Annotated in this window: 8 protein-coding genes; 5 read left to right on the forward strand and 3 right to left on the reverse strand. The window is 52.3% G+C overall.

Going from position 1 to position 19191, the window contains the following annotated elements; genetic code table 11:
• Positions 1-11 precede the first annotated feature (11 nt).
• Positions 12-464, forward strand: a complete 453-nt coding sequence (locus GWG06_RS18745; RefSeq protein WP_127040193.1) for a hypothetical protein — start codon at positions 12-14, stop codon at positions 462-464.
• 396 nt (positions 465-860) lie between these two features.
• Here GWG06_RS18745 and GWG06_RS18750 read toward each other — a convergent pair whose 3' ends face one another.
• On the reverse strand, positions 861-3227 hold the full coding sequence (locus GWG06_RS18750) for an ABC transporter permease (protein ID WP_160715106.1): 2367 nt from the start codon (positions 3225-3227) through the stop codon (positions 861-863).
• A 237-nt stretch (positions 3228-3464) separates the two neighbouring features.
• Between GWG06_RS18750 and GWG06_RS18755 the strand changes: the two genes are divergently transcribed.
• Entirely contained in the window at positions 3465-4415 is a 951-nt protein-coding gene (locus GWG06_RS18755) for an FkbM family methyltransferase (RefSeq protein ID WP_148128186.1), read from the forward strand.
• Positions 4416-4552: 137 nt separating this feature from the next.
• On the opposite strand, the gene GWG06_RS18760 is transcribed toward GWG06_RS18755, so the two are convergent.
• Both GWG06_RS18760 and GWG06_RS18765 read right to left on the reverse strand, forming a co-directional pair.
• Positions 4553-4915, reverse strand: coding sequence for a DUF4260 domain-containing protein (locus GWG06_RS18760; protein WP_160715108.1), 363 nt, complete (start codon positions 4913-4915; stop codon positions 4553-4555).
• Positions 4916-4946: 31 nt separating this feature from the next.
• On the reverse strand, positions 4947-5828 hold the full coding sequence (locus GWG06_RS18765) for an alpha/beta fold hydrolase (RefSeq protein WP_160715110.1): 882 nt from the start codon (positions 5826-5828) through the stop codon (positions 4947-4949).
• A gap of 297 nt (positions 5829-6125) precedes the next feature.
• On the opposite strand from GWG06_RS18765, the gene GWG06_RS18770 reads away from it, so the two are divergent.
• The 3 genes from GWG06_RS18770 to GWG06_RS18780 all read left to right on the forward strand — a co-directional run bounded on the left by GWG06_RS18770 (position 6126) and on the right by GWG06_RS18780 (position 19068).
• Positions 6126-7151 (forward strand): sensor histidine kinase, encoded by a 1026-nt coding sequence (locus tag GWG06_RS18770; protein ID WP_127041522.1) that lies wholly within the window; start codon positions 6126-6128, stop codon positions 7149-7151.
• Positions 7148-7858 (forward strand): LytR/AlgR family response regulator transcription factor, encoded by a 711-nt coding sequence (locus GWG06_RS18775; protein WP_160715112.1) that lies wholly within the window; start codon positions 7148-7150, stop codon positions 7856-7858. The genes GWG06_RS18770 and GWG06_RS18775 overlap by 4 nt, the downstream gene beginning before the upstream one ends.
• A gap of 272 nt (positions 7859-8130) precedes the next feature.
• Positions 8131-19068 carry a T9SS type B sorting domain-containing protein gene (locus tag GWG06_RS18780; protein ID WP_160715114.1) on the forward strand — a complete coding sequence of 3646 codons (10938 nt, stop codon included), beginning with the start codon at positions 8131-8133 and terminating at the stop codon, positions 19066-19068.
• Positions 19069-19191: the final 123 nt, after the last annotated feature.

Genomic DNA, 19191 nt, shown 5'->3' on the forward strand with positions numbered 1-19191 from the left:
TTTAAATTTTTATGAAGAAACCTTTTTCCATTTTTGCAATTGTTGCCCTGGCAGTAATGACGCTCAGTTCCTGTTCTAAAAAAGATAAAGATGATCCGGCCCCCAAGGCGGGAAGAACGCTGAAAGTAACCTTCTCCGGTTCTGGTGTGTCAACTGCCGATCACGATCTGGTGCTGCTGCAGGTAGGAGGCAGCGATTACAAACAAACCAAGACCTTACTGAAGCTGAATGGTGTACCACAGACCAATGAGCCGATTGTTAAAATAGATGAGAAACAGCTGATAGCAGGTGGAACCTATACTATAGAATCATTGGTACCGCTGGATGTATGCTATGTTTCCTTAACGGCACTTAATCTGGAAACAGCTTTCAATGTGAAATTGAAAATAGAAGTAGACGGCAAAACGATCATCGATCTGAATCAGACTGTAGCCAACAGTTTCGATAAAACATACGATCTCTAAACTTATTAACTGTATGCTTTTGGCGGCTCGCAGTTAATGCCAGAATGCGCTTTTAGCCGTTAACCTGCAGCGTTCAGGTAGTACCAATCACCCAACCTGGAACTACCGGATGCTGTGGGGTAACGGCTAAAAGCGTTTCATCCGTAATCATTATTTCTTCTCTTCCTGATAAATAGTCCTGCAAGACAAACACAACTGAAAAACAATCCGGGCAGCCTGCCGGAACATTTTCTTTCATGTAAAGGAGACAGTAGGCAACATTATGCCTTTGCAGCTGTTAGTCCGCATTCGCCCGGAAGCAAGGTCCAGCTGCCGGATGCCGCGTGCTGACAGCACAGGCATTAAGGAGAAACCGGAATGTCACCAGTTTCTGGCCCGGAAGCACAGATAAAAATGTTATGCTGATTTAAGCGTCTTCACCGGATCAGTCATCCCCGCCCTGATGCTATGCAGGGCTACCGTCATCATAGCAATCCCCGTAGCCAGTACACCTGCTGATATAAACAACCACCACGGAAGATCTGTTCTGTAAGCATATGCACTCAGCCACTGCTGCATACCGGCCCATGCCACCGGCGCTCCTATCATCACGGCCAGCAGTACCAGTTTCAGGAAATCGCCGGACAACAATACCACAATGCCGCCGATAGAAGCGCCCAGCACTTTGCGTATACCTATTTCCTTTGTACGCTGCTCTACCGTGAAAGCTGCCAGCCCGAACAAACCCAGGCAGGAAATGAAGACCGCCAGGAAGGCAAACCAGGCGGTAAGTTGCCCGATCACTTCCTCGCTGCGGTACAGGCGTGTAAACTCCTGATCGGAAAACTGGTAGGTGAACGGGAACCTGGGATTCAGGGCCTTTGTTGTTTTCTCCAATGCCGCCAGTACTTCCCGTTCCTTGCCGGCAGCTGTTCTGACAAGAATAGTCCCCCAGCGAGGAGCGTTGTCCAATCGTATAAACAATGGTTCTATTGCCTCATGCATGGAATTGAAATGGAAGTCCTTCAGCACCCCGATGATCTCTCCGCGATTATCTCCCCAGGCCATCTGCTGCCCGAGCGGATGCGCATATCCCATCCGTGCCGCGGCCATTTCGTTGATAAGAAAATTAGCAGAATCGGTGGCAAAAGCCCTGGAGAAGTCGCGCCCTTCCTTCAGCTGTAGTTTCATCGTTTTCACAAAATCAAAATCTACAGCTGCATCTGCAAAAGATGCTTCCTGCAAGGGATCTTTACCCGTCCAGGAAATGCCTCCCTTATGATGATCCAGTACTGTAGGCGATTGCCGCATCCTGGAGATGGCGGTTACGCCGGGAATCTTTTCTGCTTCCTGCCGGAACAGTTCATAATTTTTCAGCAGCTCACCTTCCGCCGGAATATATAACAGGTGCTCCCGTTCATATCCCAGGTGTTTGTTACGGATATAATCCATCTGCCGGTAAACGGCCATCATGCCGATCATCAGCACTACCGCCACAGAGAACTGAAATACGACCAGCCCTTTTCTGAAAGCCGCTGCTCCTTTGTTAATGACCTGGTTGGTTTTAAGCACTTTTACCGGCAGCAGGGATGACAGGAACAAAGCCGGATAGCTGCCTGCCAGCAGTCCTGTGAACAATAACAATCCGGAGAACCAGTACCAGAACACCGGCTTCGTGACCGGTAATGCTATGTGCCTGCCCGTCATATTGCCGAAGGCGGGCAACAGCAGCAGTACTATCACTATCGCTATGAAGGCGGAGATACAGGTGATGAGCAATGCCTCTCCTGCAAACTGCCCGGCCAGAGAGGAACGCATGGCCCCCAGCACTTTGCGTACGCCTACTTCCTTTGCCCGGTTGGCAGAACGGGCGGTAGCCAGATTCATAAAGTTGATACAGGCAATAACCAGGATAAACAATGCCAGGAAGCTGAAGAGCCGTACATATTCAATACGGCCGCCGCTGATATTGCCATCACTGAACCTGCCGTGCAGATAGCGTTCGCCGTATGGTTGCAGCGCCAGTTCTATCTGTTCGCCGGGAGGGAATGTATAATACCTGGCGATGAAATTTTTGATGGATGCCTCCAGCTTTTGCGCATCAGCGCCGGGCGCCAGCTGGATATAGGTGTCGGGGTTACTGCTGCCCCAGGTGCTCACCCAGGCATTAGCTTTCGTATAGTCATCCCAGTTACGCAGGAAATCGAACTGCCGGGAAGCATTGTCGGGAATGTTTTCAAATACGGCGGTCACCTGCAGGTTCTCCCGGTCTTCAAAGCGGATGGTTTTACCGATAGCGGCGGCAGCGCTGCCAAAGAAAACTTCCGCCATATGACGGGAGACTGCCACTGCACCCGGAGCCTGCAATGCGGTAGCCGCTGTGCCTTCCAGCAGCGGGTAGCTGAACATGGAGAAAAAGTCAGCGCCGGCATAAGTGCCATCCATCCTGCTGATCTGTTTGCCGGCTTCAAACGTGTACCGGTTGTTGATTTCCAGGCTGGCGGCGGCTTTTATTTCCGGGTAGTTCCGTTTCAGCTCCGCAGCCAGCGGCCCCTGCGTCTGGTAGGTGCCATCTGTTTTACCACCTGATATCCTGCGCTCATATACCTGGAAAAGCGATGAACCATTAACATGGAAGTTGTCAACACCCCGCTCCTCCTGTACCCACAGTATAATCAACAGGCTACAGGCCATCCCCAGGGCGAGCCCGGAAATGTTCACCAACGAAAAAGCCTTGTTCCGGAGCAGGTTGCGCCAGGCTATCAGAAAGTAATTCTTCATCATAATCAACAGGATTTGACACGGAACCGGATTTAAAAAACATGCCAACATCTAACAGACTGACAATAAACACATTCCGTAAGCTGTTTTTACTAAAATGTCCGGTTTTGATACAGGCAATGACCGGTATCGGATACCGGGGACCTATTTTTATTTTATGGGAATGATGCTTATATTTACCCCCTTTTCTACCTATAAAAACTACACCAGCTTAAACAGTATCTTCAGTCATCTACATATATGTCATTAATAGAAAAAGTACTCAACACACCGGAATTAGTTAATCAGCCGCCGGTATTACTGGATATCGGCGCATCAGGAGCCATACATTTCAGATGGAAGAAGATCGCAAAATATGCCATTTGCATTGCTTTTGATCCGGATGACCGTAAATATGGTTACATCGTCCGTGAAAATGACAACTACCGCAAACTGTATGTTTTCAATTGCGTGGTAACAGATGCTGCAAGCGAGGAGCAACCGTTTTACCTGACCCGCTCTCCCTACTGCTCCAGCTTCCTGACCCCGCGCACGGATGAATTGCAGCCCTATGCCTTTGCGGAGAAATTTACGGTGGAAAGAGAAACCCGACTGATGACACGCACCGTACAGGAAGTATTACAGGAACTGAATATCGGCTATATAGACTGGTTTAAAACAGACTCCCAGGGCCTCGACCTCCGCATATTCCAGTCGCTGGAGGAAGGCATCACCCGCAGGATGAAAGTGGCCGAATTTGAACCGGGCATCATGCACGCCTATCACGGGGAAGATAAGCTGCACGCTGTTCTCCGTCATATGGACAACCTGCCGTTTTACCTGAGCGAGATCACCGTAAAAGGTCCTAACCGCATCTCTCAGCAACAGCTGAAGGATATCACCTCCAGCCCTTTCATGCAGAAACTGCTGGCCGCCTCCCACAAACAAACTGCCGGCTGGGGCGAAATGGTATACCTCAACAGCTTTGATCCGCGGGAAAATATGTCGCAACGCGACCTCCTGCTGGGCTGGGTTATCGCCACACTCAATGAAGAATACGGATTGGCCCTGCAGATTGCCACACAGGGCGCCGCACAATATAAAGCCCCTCTCTTCGAAGAACTACGTCGCGGCAGCATAAAAAATATCCGCCGCACCATCTGGAAATTCAGATTCCTCAGAGATGTATGGCACAAACTCACCAACAAATAAGCGTTATTTTATTATTTTTTTATTTGGTTATTTGAGATTTAAAAAAATGCAGCGGAGATCTATCATGTAGATCTTCGCTGCATTTTTTTAAATCTCAAATAACCAAATAACCAAATAATAAAATAATAAAATAACTCCTATTTGTTGTTTCTTCCTATTGTTCCTAAGTGTGTGTGGCTAAAGCCTTGTAAATATTTCAGGCCATAGCCGAAGATGCGGTCCATACAGGAATGGGCAAACAGGATAATGCCTGCAAACAGCAGCCAGTCCAGCTTCAGGTATAAGCCGGCCAGGTAAACCAGTATGGCAATACCCTTATGATGAAAGAAGTTGTAGATCCGGGCGCCGGCACGGTTACCCATGGCATATCCCAGCATACTCAGGTCCGGTAGCAACAGGCAGAGCGGGAACCACCACCAGGCGTAAGGCGACTGCAACATGAATGCTATCACAGACAACAACAGCATACCCGCTTCTTCCAGATTTAATAATGTCTTCATTCCGAAATTTTTTGCAAGATAATAAAGTAATTTATCTGCGCAGGAACTGACTTATCTGCTGACGCAGCCACTGTGGCTCATCGTACATAATAAAGTGCAGAGAACTGTCTGATATGGCAATGGTGGTACGACGTGCCAGACGGAACTGCGACTCCAGATTTTCGTTTACCCTTTGCCGTGAGGACCCAAACTGACGGTAGCCGTACCAGTCGCCCAGTACCAGGATGCGCGAACGGATAGCAGATAAGGCGGGCCGCAGATCGTTACTGAACAGTTCGTACATCACCTGCGCCTGCGTGCGGTTATCAGAGCGTAGCGCCATGTCCATGACCTTCGCAATATAAACGCTGTCGCGTATCATGGTTTTAAGTATATACTGCTGGCCGGACTTCACCTGTTCCGGCTGCTGCGCAGCCATATACTGCTGTATCCTCTTCCCTATCTGCCGGCAGCTGTCTACGCTGACATCCATTCCCATAGACAATGCCGCCATGAAAGGCGCGGCACTCACGCAGATAATATCTCCCGTCAGCTCCGGGCTGCTAACACCCAGGTTCAACGCCAGCCATCCGCCGGTACTATGGCCTATCACCACGGGCTGCTTTAATTTTTCATCCCTGATAAATGCTGCCAGCTCCCGGGTTACCTTCATCAGCAATGAATCCGATACTACCGGCGGCTGCCCGTCAAATCCCGGTAAGGTAATCATATAACAGGTATACCTGTCCGAAAAAGCCGCTGCCGTTTCTTCCCATATTGCTCCCCCGCAATACAATCCCGGAATAAAAATCATCGGCGCACCCTTCCCTGTTTTTTTCACCGCAAATGAATACTGCGACTGTGCCTGCACTACTCCCAAATAACCCGCCCAAAAAAAAATAAAGAATACACTTTTTTTTACCAACTGTCTCATAAAATAAAATTTCCACAAATAGCGCCTATATAAACGAGCAGATAAAATGAGATTGACCAAAACCGTGGTTGGGATTATGAATGATGCCGGCTTGGGTATTTTATTATTTTTTTATTTGAGATGTTGTGCCTGATCACGGTATTCTTTTGTACTCACAGGTACAAGGGAAATAATGATAGGGCACAACATCTCAAATAAAAAAATAATAAAATATCCCCCCTTTCTGTTTCATCCATTCATACCCCACTTTCGTCAATAATAATTCCTATCTTCTCCCCGGTTGTTGAACTTTGCCTGATGAACAAGAAACTGATTCCTGCATTGTACCATGTATTATTCTGGATGATTTATGCCATCTTCTGGACTACCTATTCCATGTTATATTACGGTACTCCGCTTGGGGGGGCAGCTTTCCTAACGTTATTATGGATGATCGGGCAGGGTTCCAGTTTATATATCATCGCCTATCTACTGATACCCAGGCTCCTGGCTTCCCGCAGGTATGTGGTGCTGGCGCTTTCCATGCTGGTGGTGCTGGTACTGGGCGCCGCTTTCATTACCTTAACTACTTTACCGGTCATCAGGCACCTGATGCCTGCTTTTCCCTTAAAAGCCTGGCAGATGGGGCCTTCCATTCTGCTGACCAATTTCTATATGACCTTTCTTTTTCTGGCTATAAAATGGGGGCGGGATAAGATACTGCAACAAAAAAGGCAGCAGCAGCTGGAAAAAGAGCAGACAGCACATGAATTGAAATTTCTGAAGTCACAGCTGAATCCGCATTTCCTGTTCAACGCCATCAACAGTATTTATATCCTGATTAAAAAAGATCCGGACTATGCAGCCGCTATGCTGGCCAGGTTTGCCGATATGTTGCGGTATCAGCTGTATGAATGTAACAGCAGTCATATTTCCATAGATAAGGAAATAGGGTATCTCAATCATTACCTGGAAGTAGAACAGCTCAGGAAAGGTAATACCGTGGCGGTACAATATCATGTGGCGCCGGAGGTACGGCATTTCCATATTGCGCCGCTGCTGCTCATTCCTTTTGTGGAAAATGCCTTTAAACATGTGTCTGTCTTCCCGGATAAATCCAACCACGTAATTATCAATTTAACCTACGATAACCATATATTTGAGTTCAGCGCCGTCAATACAATGGATATCAACAACGGCTATACGCACGGACAGGCGCCGGGAGGTATAGGACTGGAAAATGTAAAGCGCAGGCTGGAATTGCTGTACAACGGGCAACACCGGCTGCACATCACCAATGACGGTCAGCTGTTTTCTGTTTTGTTACGAATCAATATACCATGAAAATAAAATGCATCATAGTAGATGATGAACCACTGGCACGCGAAGGCATGATGATGCTCGTGAAAGATTACAGCTTTCTGGAAGTGACGGGCGTTTGCGGCAGCGCTATGCAGGCTAACAGCCTGATGGCCCAGGACAAGCCCGACCTGCTTTTTCTTGATATACAGATGCCGGGTATTATGGGGCTTGATTTTGTGAGAAGCCTGACTAATCCGCCCATGATTATCATCACCACCGCCTATCCCAACTTCGCGCTGGAAGGTTTTGAACTGAATGTGCTGGACTACCTGGTAAAGCCGATCACACCGGAACGCTTTCTGACGGCTGTTAACAGGGCCAGAACATTAATGGAATCGCGTAAATCCGAAACCGGCAACACCGTGGAAGATTACTTTTTTATCCGCTCCGGCAACGGGTTTGAAAAGATTTCCTTCCAGGAGATTTTATATATAGAAGGATGTGAAAACTACTGCAGCATTCATACTGCCGGCGGAAAATATATGACGCTGACCACCATGCGCTCACTGGAAGAACAACTGCCTTCCGGCAGATTTTTACGTATCCAGAAATCGTTTATTGTAGCTATTGATAAAATACATTCCCTGAATGGCAACATTCTCAGAATAGGCACGCGGGAACTGCCTGTCAGTAAAAATTATAAAGCCGCCCTGCTGGAACTGATTGACCGGAAACTAATCCGTAAGTAAGCACTTTTCTTCTTCCCGGTTGTAACCCCTTTTTATTTTCTGTACAGCCCTCTTCCTCCTTAAACATTATCAGGTAACAGTTGTTATGAAGAAGTAGTTACCAAGATGTATGTAGGTGATTCATAACGTATTACCAAAATTGATTAAAGGGGGCTGTTATAGCTGCTGCTGATCCTGCGTACCCCCGTTCCGGTGATAAATCCTGACCCTGCAAATCCTGATTTCCGGCAACAATTACCCCGGTAGCTTTTATATTTCAAATTGTAGAACTTATGAGTAAAAAGCTGATGCCTGCTTCTCAGGGAGAACGCATGCTATGTAAACGCCCCGCCATGCTGATCCTGAAGCATTGTTACCTGTTACTGTTGTTTACGCTGGCAGGTTATAGTGCCAGTGCGCAGCAATGTACCGGATCTCTGGGAGATCCGGTGTTTAAGGAAACCTTCGGCGAGGCGCCTACAGCAGCAAAGCCTACACTGGGCCCTGCCCTTGCTCCCGGCATCACCACCTATACGTATTACAGTCCGGCTACCATATCGAGGCCCACAGGACCCTACCCCGGGCAATACACCATCAGCAATACCACCCGCGGGTATAACAATATTTACTTTGTAGACAGACCGGATCATACATCCACCAACGGACGCGGCTTCTGTATGGTGGTGGATGCCAATGCCACTCCCGACCAGTTTTATGAACGCACTATTACGGGGTTATGCGCAGGTTCTGTTTTTGAATTTTCTGCCTGGATCATGAATATCAATTCGGGTTCAGGTGGCTCGGACCCCAGTCTCCGCTTTGATATCCTTGATGCCAATAACCCTTCCGGTCCGCCGCTGAAAAGCGTATCTACCGGCAATGTGCCGTATCAGTCTCCCGGCGTATGGGTGCGGCAGGCCGGTATATTCCAGATGCCTGCCACCACCAGCGCCGTTATCCTGCGCATCTTCAGCAATACCCCCAGCAGTAACGGCAACGACCTTGCTCTGGATGATATTGCCTTCGCCGCCTGCGGCCCTCCCATTACGTTTACACAAGCTCCCGGTATTGTATGCAGCAATGCAACTACTTCCATGACAGTATCGCTGCCGGCAGGAAGCTATTCCCATTATTATTTCCAGCTGGAGAAACGTGCCCTGGGCACTACCACCTGGAACAGTGAAACAGCCATACTGGATAACGGCAGCAGCAACAGCCGTACGTTCTCTATTCCCAATGCCCGCGGCGGATTTGAATACCGCGTGCTGGCAGCCGGCGGCCTGGACGAAATCAACAACGCCAACTGCCGGGTGGTATCCGTACCGGTAGAACTGAAAGTAGTAGACTTCAGCGTTAATATCAACGGCAACCAGACGATATGTTACAATACAGCACCGGCGCTCACAGCCGCCATCACGCGCGCGCCCGGCAGCGGTACACCTGCTACCGGCTTCACCTACCGGTGGGAAACCAGCCCCGATGGCATCAATAACTGGACTGTTATCAGCGGGCAGACCAACGCCAGCCTGACGGTACCACCGCTGACAGCCAATGCCTGGTATCGTGTAACCGCTACCGTGAGCAGCTGCACCGGCGACGGTGTATCAGCCCCTTTCCGCGTTACCGTACTGCCTGATATTACCGCTACCCTGCAACCCGTGCCAGCCATATGCCAGGGCGCCACACAGTTCCAGCTGCCGTTCGCGGTGAATTCCGGTAACCCGGACCGGTTCAGCGCTGCAGCCACCGACCTGCCCGGCTTCACTGCCGTGAACAATGCGGTGCTGACAGCCAGCCCGCTGCGCTTCACATTGCCTGCCAACACAGTACCGGGAACCTATCATCTCAATATCCGTTTTACCAATACCACCAGCGGCTGCGGATCTGTTACCTATCCTTTCACGGTAAAGGTGGATTCCTTACCCACCGTTGCCAATGCCGGCCCCAACCAAACCTTGTGCGCCGCTACCTCCACCACAATGGCGGCCAATACGCCCGTGGCTGGTACTGGTACGTGGTCGCAGACAGGCGGGCCCAATAATGCTGTCTTCAGTAATATTCATCAGCCCAATACACAGGTCACCGGACTGATACCCGGCACTTACAATTTCCGGTGGACTATCACCAACGGTTCCTGCGAACCTTCTTCCTCCAACGTATCCGTCACCGTTACTCCTGCACTGACCAAAGCCAATGCAGGACCGGACATGACACAATATAACTCCGGCATCTTCCAGCTGAATGCCAATAACCCGGCTGCCGGCGAAACCGGCGCCTGGGCAGTAATTGCAGGCAGCGCCACCATCGGTACCGCCAGCGATCCGAAGACAACGGCTACCCTCAATCCCAACAGCAGCGCCACCCTTACCTGGACTATCAGCAATGGCGGCGTTTGTCCGCCCGATATAGATACCGTGGTGCTGACCTTTACCAGTCTGGCAGATATCAGGATCAATAAAACCATTTCACCGCAGGGGCCTTACCTCGCCGGGCAGCCGGTCACCTACCGCATAGAAGTAACCAATGCGGGTCCGAGTACTGCCAGCCGCGTACATATCAGGGATATCCTGCCGGCAGGATATGTGCCCGGTTCCATGATGGCCGCCGCTACCGGTGCGGCCCGTGTGCTGGACGACAGAAGTAATACCAGCAGCGTAGACATGGATGCGCTGATACCCACCGGCGATGCCAGTATCATCATTGAAGCCGAAGGGAAGATCGCCGGTAACTTCAGCGGCGACCTGACCAATACCGCTACTGCCACCTCCCTGGTGCAAAGGGACCCCGACGGCGCAACCAGCACCGTAACGGTACCGGTTGCACGAAGACCCTACTTCGAACAGGAAAAATCTGCTCCGGCCACCGCTGTTGCCGGAGAAACCATACAGTTTGTATTGTCTACCCGCAACACCAGTCTCAGCGATGCGCTGGATGCCGCTATCAAAGACAGTATCGACGCCCGTATCCAAAACGTATCATGGACAGCCACCACCACCGGTGGCGTACGCATACGCAGCGGCGCTGCCGGCACCGGGAATAAGGTACAGGTGAACGCCGACTTCCCCGGCGGCGGCTCCGGTATGCTGCTGGTGACCATTACCGGCACCATCGCACCGGATGCTACCGGCAAAATTGATAACCAGGGCAGCGTAACACCGGCTGAACCATTTGTGGATCCGTTCATTTCAAATGTGACAGACACCAGAATCATCAGTTCTCCCGGACTGGTCATCAGCAAATCGAAAGTTGCGCCGGTGACTGCCATTGCCGGTGAACCAATCGCCTACGAAATACTGCTCGTGAATAATGGTCCCAGCAATGCAGCCGGCACTGTTATTACGGATACCGTGCCAGCCATGATACAGCAGGTACAATGGACTACTTCCGTGCAGGGAGCCGCCGCCATTACAGCCGGCAGTACCGGCAGCGGTAATATCGTCCGCGTTACAGGTAATATTCCGGCGGGCGGCAGTAACATCATCCGCCTGCAGGTAACCGGTGTGGTGAGTCCTTCCTTTGCAGGAAACATCCTGAATATGGCTACTGCTACTCCGGCAGAACCAGGTATACAGCCGGTGACAGATATTGATATTACCCCTGTCAGGAAATCGGCTGCGCTGCATATCGTCAAGAGCGGACCTGATACGGCCACCGCCGGAGAAAAGATTTCGTATACCATCGATGTGGATAATAACGGACCATCCGCCATCAGCAACGCTTCCATCACCGACATGCTGCCACCTGAACTCACCGGTGTCAGCTGGATAGCTACAGTGCTCAAAGGCACTGCTGCCATTCTTACCGGCGCAACCGGCACGGGAAATCAGTTGCATACTGACGCAGATATGAGTCCCGGTTCTACTATCCGTATAGTCGTGCGCGGTACCATACTCCCAACAGCTACGGCCCCGCTCCGTAATACAGCTGCCATCAATCCTTCAGAACCTAACCTGCAACCGGTGACCTCCAATGTGGTTATCACACAGCTGCGGCAACAGGCCAGGCTGTTCGTCACCAAAGCCGGACCTGATTCCGCCTCTGCCGGTAACAGTATCGTATACACGATAGAGGTAGGCAACAACGGTCCCAGCAACGCCAGAGCGGTACATATCACCGATGTAGTGCCTGCATCCGTGCAGCAGGTTACCTGGTCGGCCAGAGCCACCGGTAATGCCAGCATCACCGGCACTTCCGCCGGCAGCGGCAACAGTATTGCGCTGGATGCAGATATCAGCGCAGGCGCAGGTAATGTGATTGTGCTGACGGTAAATGGCGTGATTGCTCCTTCCTTCCAGGGTACGCTCACCAACAAAGCGGTAGCTACTCCTTCCGGAACCGGCAACCGGGGCGACAGTGCCAGCAAATCTACCATCGTATCCAGGATACCGCAGCTGTCTATATCCAAAGCAGCAGTGGATGAAGTGATTGCAGGCGACAGCCTCAAATATCATATTGAGATCGGCAATACCGGCGTAGCAGATGCCGTGAACGCCCTCTTTACGGATATTGTTCCGGCGCAGCTGACAGGCGTTACCTGGTTTGCCTCCACCGCAGGAACAGCCACCATCAACGGTAACCGCAGCGGCACCGGCAACAGCGTTACCTTCAGCGCCAGTATTCCCGCAGGCGCCGGTAATAAAATTTTTGTGACCATTACCGGAAAAACTGATCCTGCCTTTGAAGGGATAATCACTAATACGGCGGCCATACAACCGGCTGAAACACCGCAGGGCGTTTTTGCTACCAAGTTTGTAACAGTACGCCGCGTGCCGGTGCTGAAGATTGTAAAATCAGGTCCGGCGCAATCAGCCGCAGGTAACCCCGTTGTATATAAACTGCTGGTGAACAACCCGGGCAAATCAAATGCTACAGGAGTCGTCATCAATGATATTATTCCGGCGGAAGTAAGACAGGTCAGCTGGACCACCGCCGCTACCGGCGGTGCGGTAGTTACCAACGGCGCTACCGGCACCGGCAATACCTTGCAGGTGACTGCCAATATACCTGGTGGTGGCAACGGAACAGTGGAAATCACCATCAACGGAAAAGTATCTCCTTCCTTCAGCGGTACTTTTGAAAATTATGCGATAGCGGTACCGGCAGAAACAGGAACAACACCGGATACTTCCAATAAAATTCTGACGACGGTGGAAAGAAAGCCGGTTGTTTCCATTATCAAAAGAGGGCCTGATCAGGTGAATGCCGGAGATTTTATTTACTATGACATCATTGTTACCAATACCGGTCCGTCGGAAGCGCAGCAGGTAGTCATTACAGACCAGCTGGCGCCCTGGCTGCAGGAACCGGACTGGGAAGCCAGGGCATTCAACGGATCTACCATTGAATCCGGCGGTGACGGCAACAAATCCCTGGTGAGAGTGGTGGGTAATGTAGGTGCAGATTCCGGAAAAATTTTCGTCTCGGTTGCTGCAAGAGTACCGTATAATACGCAACTCGATTCGGTACTTAATCAGGCAATGACCACCGGTGGCGCGCCGGGATTACCACCGGTGATTTCCGGGATGGTACGCACTAAAATCAACCACAAGCCGAATGTAGTCATTGTAAAAACCGGACCGGCTGCACTGCATGCCGGTGAAGTAATACATTATATCATCAGGGTCACTAACTTCGGCCCCAGCCTTGCCAGGGGCACCGTTATCAGCGATGTGGTACCTGCGGCGGTGGAAAATGTTACCTGGACGGCCAATGCCGCCGGCAGCAGCGTCATCAGCAGCGGCAGTACCGGTACGGGCAATACCGTAAACCTTGTGGCAGATATGCCGCCGGGTCAGGAAAATGAACTGACTATAACGGTAACGGGTACTGTAAGGGGTGACTTCAGCGGTCAGCTGGTGAATACGGCCACCGCATCGCCGGCAGAACCGGGCATTGCACAGGTGAAAGACGACGCTGTCACTAAGGTGGACAGATCGGCTGTACTGCAGATCAGCAAAGCCGGTCCGGCTACCATGACCCCGGGTAACACCGTTTCCTACACGATGGAGGTTACCAATGCAGGCCCCAGCAATGCCAATAATATCCGCATCACGGATAATATACCGGCGGCTATCCTGTCGCCCACCTGGGGAGCGCTGGCGCTGAACGGAGCTACCATTACCTCCCCTGCTACAGGCAGCGGCGCGGCATTATCCGTTGCCGGTAATATCCCGGCCACGCCGGAAGCGAAGATACTGGTACAGATCACCGGCACGCTGGATCCCGACTACCGCGATCCATCGCTGACCAATCAGGCTATCGTCATCAATGACCCTTCCATACCGGGCGCACTGAATGACACCTCTGCAGTAACATCTGTCGTACAACGGCTGGCCAACCTCCGCATTGTCAAGAGCGGGCCTGCCAACGGCGCTGCGGGAGAAACAATACAATATGTACTCCGCGTGCAGAACGATGGCCCCTCCAATGTACGTACTGCCACCATCACCGATGTGCTGCCTGCCAGCATACTGAATGTGAGCTGGACAGCCACGCCGGTTTCCGGTGTGAGTAATGTGACGCCTGCTGCAGGAACAGGTAATAACCTGTCGCTGACAGCCGATATGAATGCCGGCGGCATACTCGATATTGTGGTGAATGGCGTTATCAGCCCGGCTACCGTCAACGGCACTACGATTATCAATACCGCCACGGTAGCGCTGCCAGCAGGCAGTACAGCCACGGATCCCAATCCGGCAGATAATACCAGCACTGTCAGCACCGTGACAGATAATGATCCGGTAGTACGCATCGCCAAAACAGGCCCTGCTACCGTGAACATACTCGACTCTATCCACTACCGTATAGAAATCACCAATGGCGGCAGCGGTAATATCACCAATGCCCTGATTACCGACAATGTACCCGCCGGTATCACCGTAGGCAGATGGACGGCTACCGCCACCGGTACCGCAACGGTAACAGGCGCAGCCAGCGGCACTACCAATACTGTTTCCACTACTGCGGATATCCCGGTAGGCAACAATAAAATTATCATCCTGATAGATGGTATTGTCAATAACTCCGCAGGTACAAGTGTTACCAATACGGCTACGGTAACGGCTGGCGCCAATAAGACCAGCTCGGTTACCACAACCGTAAACCGTTCCCTGGATGCCGGCATTGTGAAGAGCGGGCCGCAGCAATTGCTGGCCGGGCAACAGATCGCCTACTCCATGCAGATATTCAACAACGGGCCGACGAATGCCGACAGCCTGGTGATTACGGATATCATACCGGCAGAAATCGTCAATGTGAGCTGGAGAGCGCAGGTGACCGGCAATGGCAGTGTACTGGACAGTATGCGGATAGACAGCGCCGGCAATAACATTCATCTCACCGCCAGGCTGGCGGCAGGCGCAGGTAATTACATTACCATCAGCGTCATCGGCACCGTCAGCGGCTCCACCCCTGCCGGCAGCATCACCAACACCGCTACAGTTACCGCTGTCGGTACAACCGATTATAATCCGGCCAACAATACCAGCAGTATCACGACCGTCATCGGCAGGGATGTTGGGCTGCTTATCCGCAAGGGAGGTCCTGTACAAACGCTGGCTGGCAACAGGATCACTTACGGACTGGTCATCACGAACCAGGGGCCTTCAGATGCCACCGGTATCAACATCAGCGATCTGGTGCCTGCAGCCATTACCAATACCCGCTGGGCAGTAACGGTGACCGGCGCGGCGGCTGTTACCGGGCCTTTCAACGGTACCGGCAACAATATGCAGACAACAGCCGATATTCCGGCCGGCAAGGGCAACAGCGTGATTGTTACCATCACCGGCACCGTGGCGCCCGGCTTCAGCGGTAACATCACCAACATCGGTACTGCCGGCGGCACCGGACTGAACACCGTTACTGATACCGTGCATACGCGGGTAGTACCGCAGTCCGCACTGAACATCAATAAAACCGGCGCGGCCACTGTAACTGCCGGCGACAACATCTCCTATGTTATCACCGCTTCCAACAGCGGACCATCACTGGCGAAGGGAGTAACGGTGAAGGATACACTGGACAGCCGGATAAAACAGGTCACCTGGACCGCCACCGGCGTCAATGGTGCAGTCATCAACAGTGGCAGCACCGGCACGGGCAATCTGCTGGCTGTTAATGCAGACATACCCGCAGGTAACAACGCCGTTATTACCATCAATATCAGCGGCATAGTACCAGACAGCGCTACCGGCAGCCTGCGTAACACGGCTACTGCAGATTCACCGGATTCGCTGACGGTACCTGTAGTGACGCCGCCGGTGATCACCAATATAGAACAGCATCCGCAACTGGCGGTAGTAAAGAACGGTCCGTCAGCAATAGCAGCCGGCGAAAATATCAGCTATGTCTTACAGGTGATGAACAACGGACTGAGTACCGCCCGCAATGCCGTTATCACCGACCAGATACCTGCGGCTGTCAGCGGCGTACAGTGGGCCGTACAAAGCACCAGCGGCGGCGCAGTTATACTTTCCGGCGGCAACGGCGCCGGTAACAGTCTGCAGATAAACGCCAGCTTGCCACCACACGCAGCCATCATAGTGGCTGTCAGCGGTAAAGTAGATTCCACCTTCACCAGGAAGCTGATTAACACGCTGATAGCGACGCCTTCCGAACCGGGTAACCTGCCGGATACTGCGGAAGTGGAGACAGACGTACTTGCCGAGCCATCGCTGCAGATCACCAAAGCAGGCGCAGATACTGTTATCGCCGGACAGACGGTGACCTATACCATTACTGTGAAGAACAACGGGCCCAGCGCCGCCCGCAGAGCGGTTATTGCTGACCCGGTAGCGCCAGGCCTTACACAGGTACGCTGGTCCAGTATTACCACCGGGCAGGCACAGGTAACCTCCGGCGGCACCGGCACCGGTAATCAGGTGCAGCTGATGGCAGATATACCTCCGGGAGATGCACATAGTGTAGTCATTACCGTTAGCGGGGTGTTAAGTCCGCGGTACCGCGACAGCCTGCGTAACATCGCCACCGTTACCGCCGCGGAAACAGGAGAAACAGATACCGCCGGCATAGCGGCACATGTCAAAGCCAGGCCGGTGGTGCAGATACTGAAGAGCGGACCGGATACCGTCAACGCCGGACAAAGCATCCGGTATGTGATTACCGTCACCAACAACGGGCCAAGCGATGCATCGCAACTACGTATAACCGATGCCGTGCCTTCCACCATACAGCAGGTGACCTGGGAAGCCGTTGCTACCGGCACTGCACACATCACCGGCGGAGCGGGCGGCAGTGGTAACAACATTGCTGTTACCGGCGATATTGCCGCCGGCAGCGGAAATAATATAACCATTACCGTTACCGGCACCATACCGGCAGGTGCATCCGGCAGGCTGGTGAATACCGCTGAAGTGGTGCCTTCGGAAGACAGCACCCTGCGGCAGTCATCCAGCAGAACAACCGTCATCCGCCAGGTGGCTGATATTACCATCAGTAAAACCGGACCTCAGCTGATGGTCCGCGGCGCAAGGGTGACCTATGTGGTGATAGCCACCAACGTGGGCCCCTCCGATGCCATCAATGCCGTTATTACGGACCTGGTTCCGGCCGTGCTCACAGATGTATCCTGGAATGTACAACCGTTCCGCAACGCCACCATCAATGGCAACACCAGTGGTACCGGCAATAATGTATCTGTCAGCGCCAACCTGCCGGCAGCAGATAACAGCGGCGTGCAGCTGCTCATTGAAGGCGTGGTAAAAAAAGATGCCCCGGCAGGCACGGTTACCAATACCGCTACTGTACGGCAGCCCGACGGCACTACTGCCACCTCGCTGCCGGTGGTCAGCAGAATAGGATCATCTGCAGATGTCAGCATCCGGAAAACAGGACCTGCCTCCGTATTCACCGGAAACAAAATTACCTACCAGCTGGAAGTGGCTAACAACGGGCCTTCCGACGCTCCGGGCACTATTGTCACCGACAGTATCCCGGCAGGCCTGTCGCAGATAAATACGGCCGTATCTTCCATGAGCGGCGGCGCCGGCAACATTCAGTTCAATACCATCAACGGTAACATACAGGCAACGATCGGTCAGTTCCCATCAGGCGCCGCTGCTGTGCTCACCATCACCGGCACTGCCGGGGAAGCGGGCACACTCCGGAATACGGCGGGTATCGTACCTCCGGCCGGTATCACCGATCCTGACAGCAGCAATAACCGCAGCACCGTCAGCACCCAGGTACAGCCCAAAGTACCGCTGGACGTCACCAAATCAGTTTCCCCGGCAAGCGGCATCTATGAGATCGGACAAACGGTAACGTATACACTCCGCATCAGCAACCAGGGAGCCGCCGGCGTAAACCCGGTAACGGTAACGGATACACTGCCGCCGGCAGCACTGGCCGGCGACCCCGACTACCAGTCGCCGCCACGCGGAACGGCAACATATAACGCCGGACAACGCCTGCTTACCTGGAATGCTACCGAACTCAAACCCGGTGAGACGCTGACCTGGAGTTACCGCCTCGCCATCCGCGGTGCCGGCTCCATGCGCAACATTGCCATCGTTACCGGGCCACCGGATGTGGCGATACCGGATACTTCCGCCATCACCATCACTACCGGCAGATATGCGAACCTGAAAGTGACCAAAGCACTGGAAACCGTGCCCCCGCTCGTAACCGGGCAGGTGCTCACCTTCAGCATTACTGCAGCCAATAATGGTCCGGATACCGCCACCGGCGTCATCGTAAAAGATGTGCTGGCCACTGTTCTCGGCCAGCCCATCACCATCAGTGACGGCGGCACATATAATGCCGGTAGCAGCACCATCAGCTGGTCACTGCCCTCCATGCCTCCGGGCGCGAGCAGGAAGCTGACCTTTACCGTCCGCCTCCTCAGCGGCAGCAGCGTACCCAACACCGCCACCATCGCCGGTAATGAAACAGATATCGATCTTTCCGACAACACCTTCACCATCGTACCGGTGCCTGTCAGCGGAGACGACATCTTCATTCCCAACGTCATCACCCCCAACGGTGACGGCAAGAATGATAACTTCCGCATCACCGGACTGGAAAAATATCCCGGCTCCTCCCTCTACATCTACAACAGATGGGGCAACCAGGTATACCAGACCAAAGACTACGACAACAAATGGCAGGGCACAGGATTAAATGAAGGCACCTATTTCTATATCCTGAAACTGAAAATACCGGCCGGCGGAGAAAGGGAATATAAGGGGTGGATTTTGCTGGTAAGATAAGGCGGGGTTAATTGCGAATTACGAATTGCGAATTACGAATGTAGAAGCGAAGATTAAAACGAAGATTAAAAGAGATATCTAATAGTTATCTCCTTAAATCTTCGTTTTAATCTTCGCTTCTAC

It is taken from the genome of Chitinophaga solisilvae, assembly GCF_009928525.1.
GTDB classification, from domain to species: Bacteria; Bacteroidota; Bacteroidia; order Chitinophagales; family Chitinophagaceae; genus Chitinophaga; species Chitinophaga solisilvae.

What these genes read in the sequence shown, in the direction of transcription:
- GWG06_RS18745 (WP_127040193.1), top strand. Translation starts at nt 12, where the DNA reads ATGAAGAAACCTTTTTCCATTTTTGCAATTGTTGCCCTGGCAGTAATG.
- GWG06_RS18750 (WP_160715106.1), bottom strand. Translation starts at nt 3,227, where the DNA reads ATGATGAAGAATTACTTTCTGATAGCCTGGCGCAACCTGCTCCGGAAC.
- GWG06_RS18755 (WP_148128186.1), top strand. Translation starts at nt 3,465, where the DNA reads ATGTCATTAATAGAAAAAGTACTCAACACACCGGAATTAGTTAATCAG.
- GWG06_RS18760 (WP_160715108.1), bottom strand. Translation starts at nt 4,915, where the DNA reads ATGAAGACATTATTAAATCTGGAAGAAGCGGGTATGCTGTTGTTGTCT.
- GWG06_RS18765 (WP_160715110.1), bottom strand. Translation starts at nt 5,828, where the DNA reads ATGAGACAGTTGGTAAAAAAAAGTGTATTCTTTATTTTTTTTTGGGCG.
- GWG06_RS18770 (WP_127041522.1), top strand. Translation starts at nt 6,126, where the DNA reads ATGAACAAGAAACTGATTCCTGCATTGTACCATGTATTATTCTGGATG.
- GWG06_RS18775 (WP_160715112.1), top strand. Translation starts at nt 7,148, where the DNA reads ATGAAAATAAAATGCATCATAGTAGATGATGAACCACTGGCACGCGAA.
- GWG06_RS18780 (WP_160715114.1), top strand. Translation starts at nt 8,131, where the DNA reads ATGAGTAAAAAGCTGATGCCTGCTTCTCAGGGAGAACGCATGCTATGT.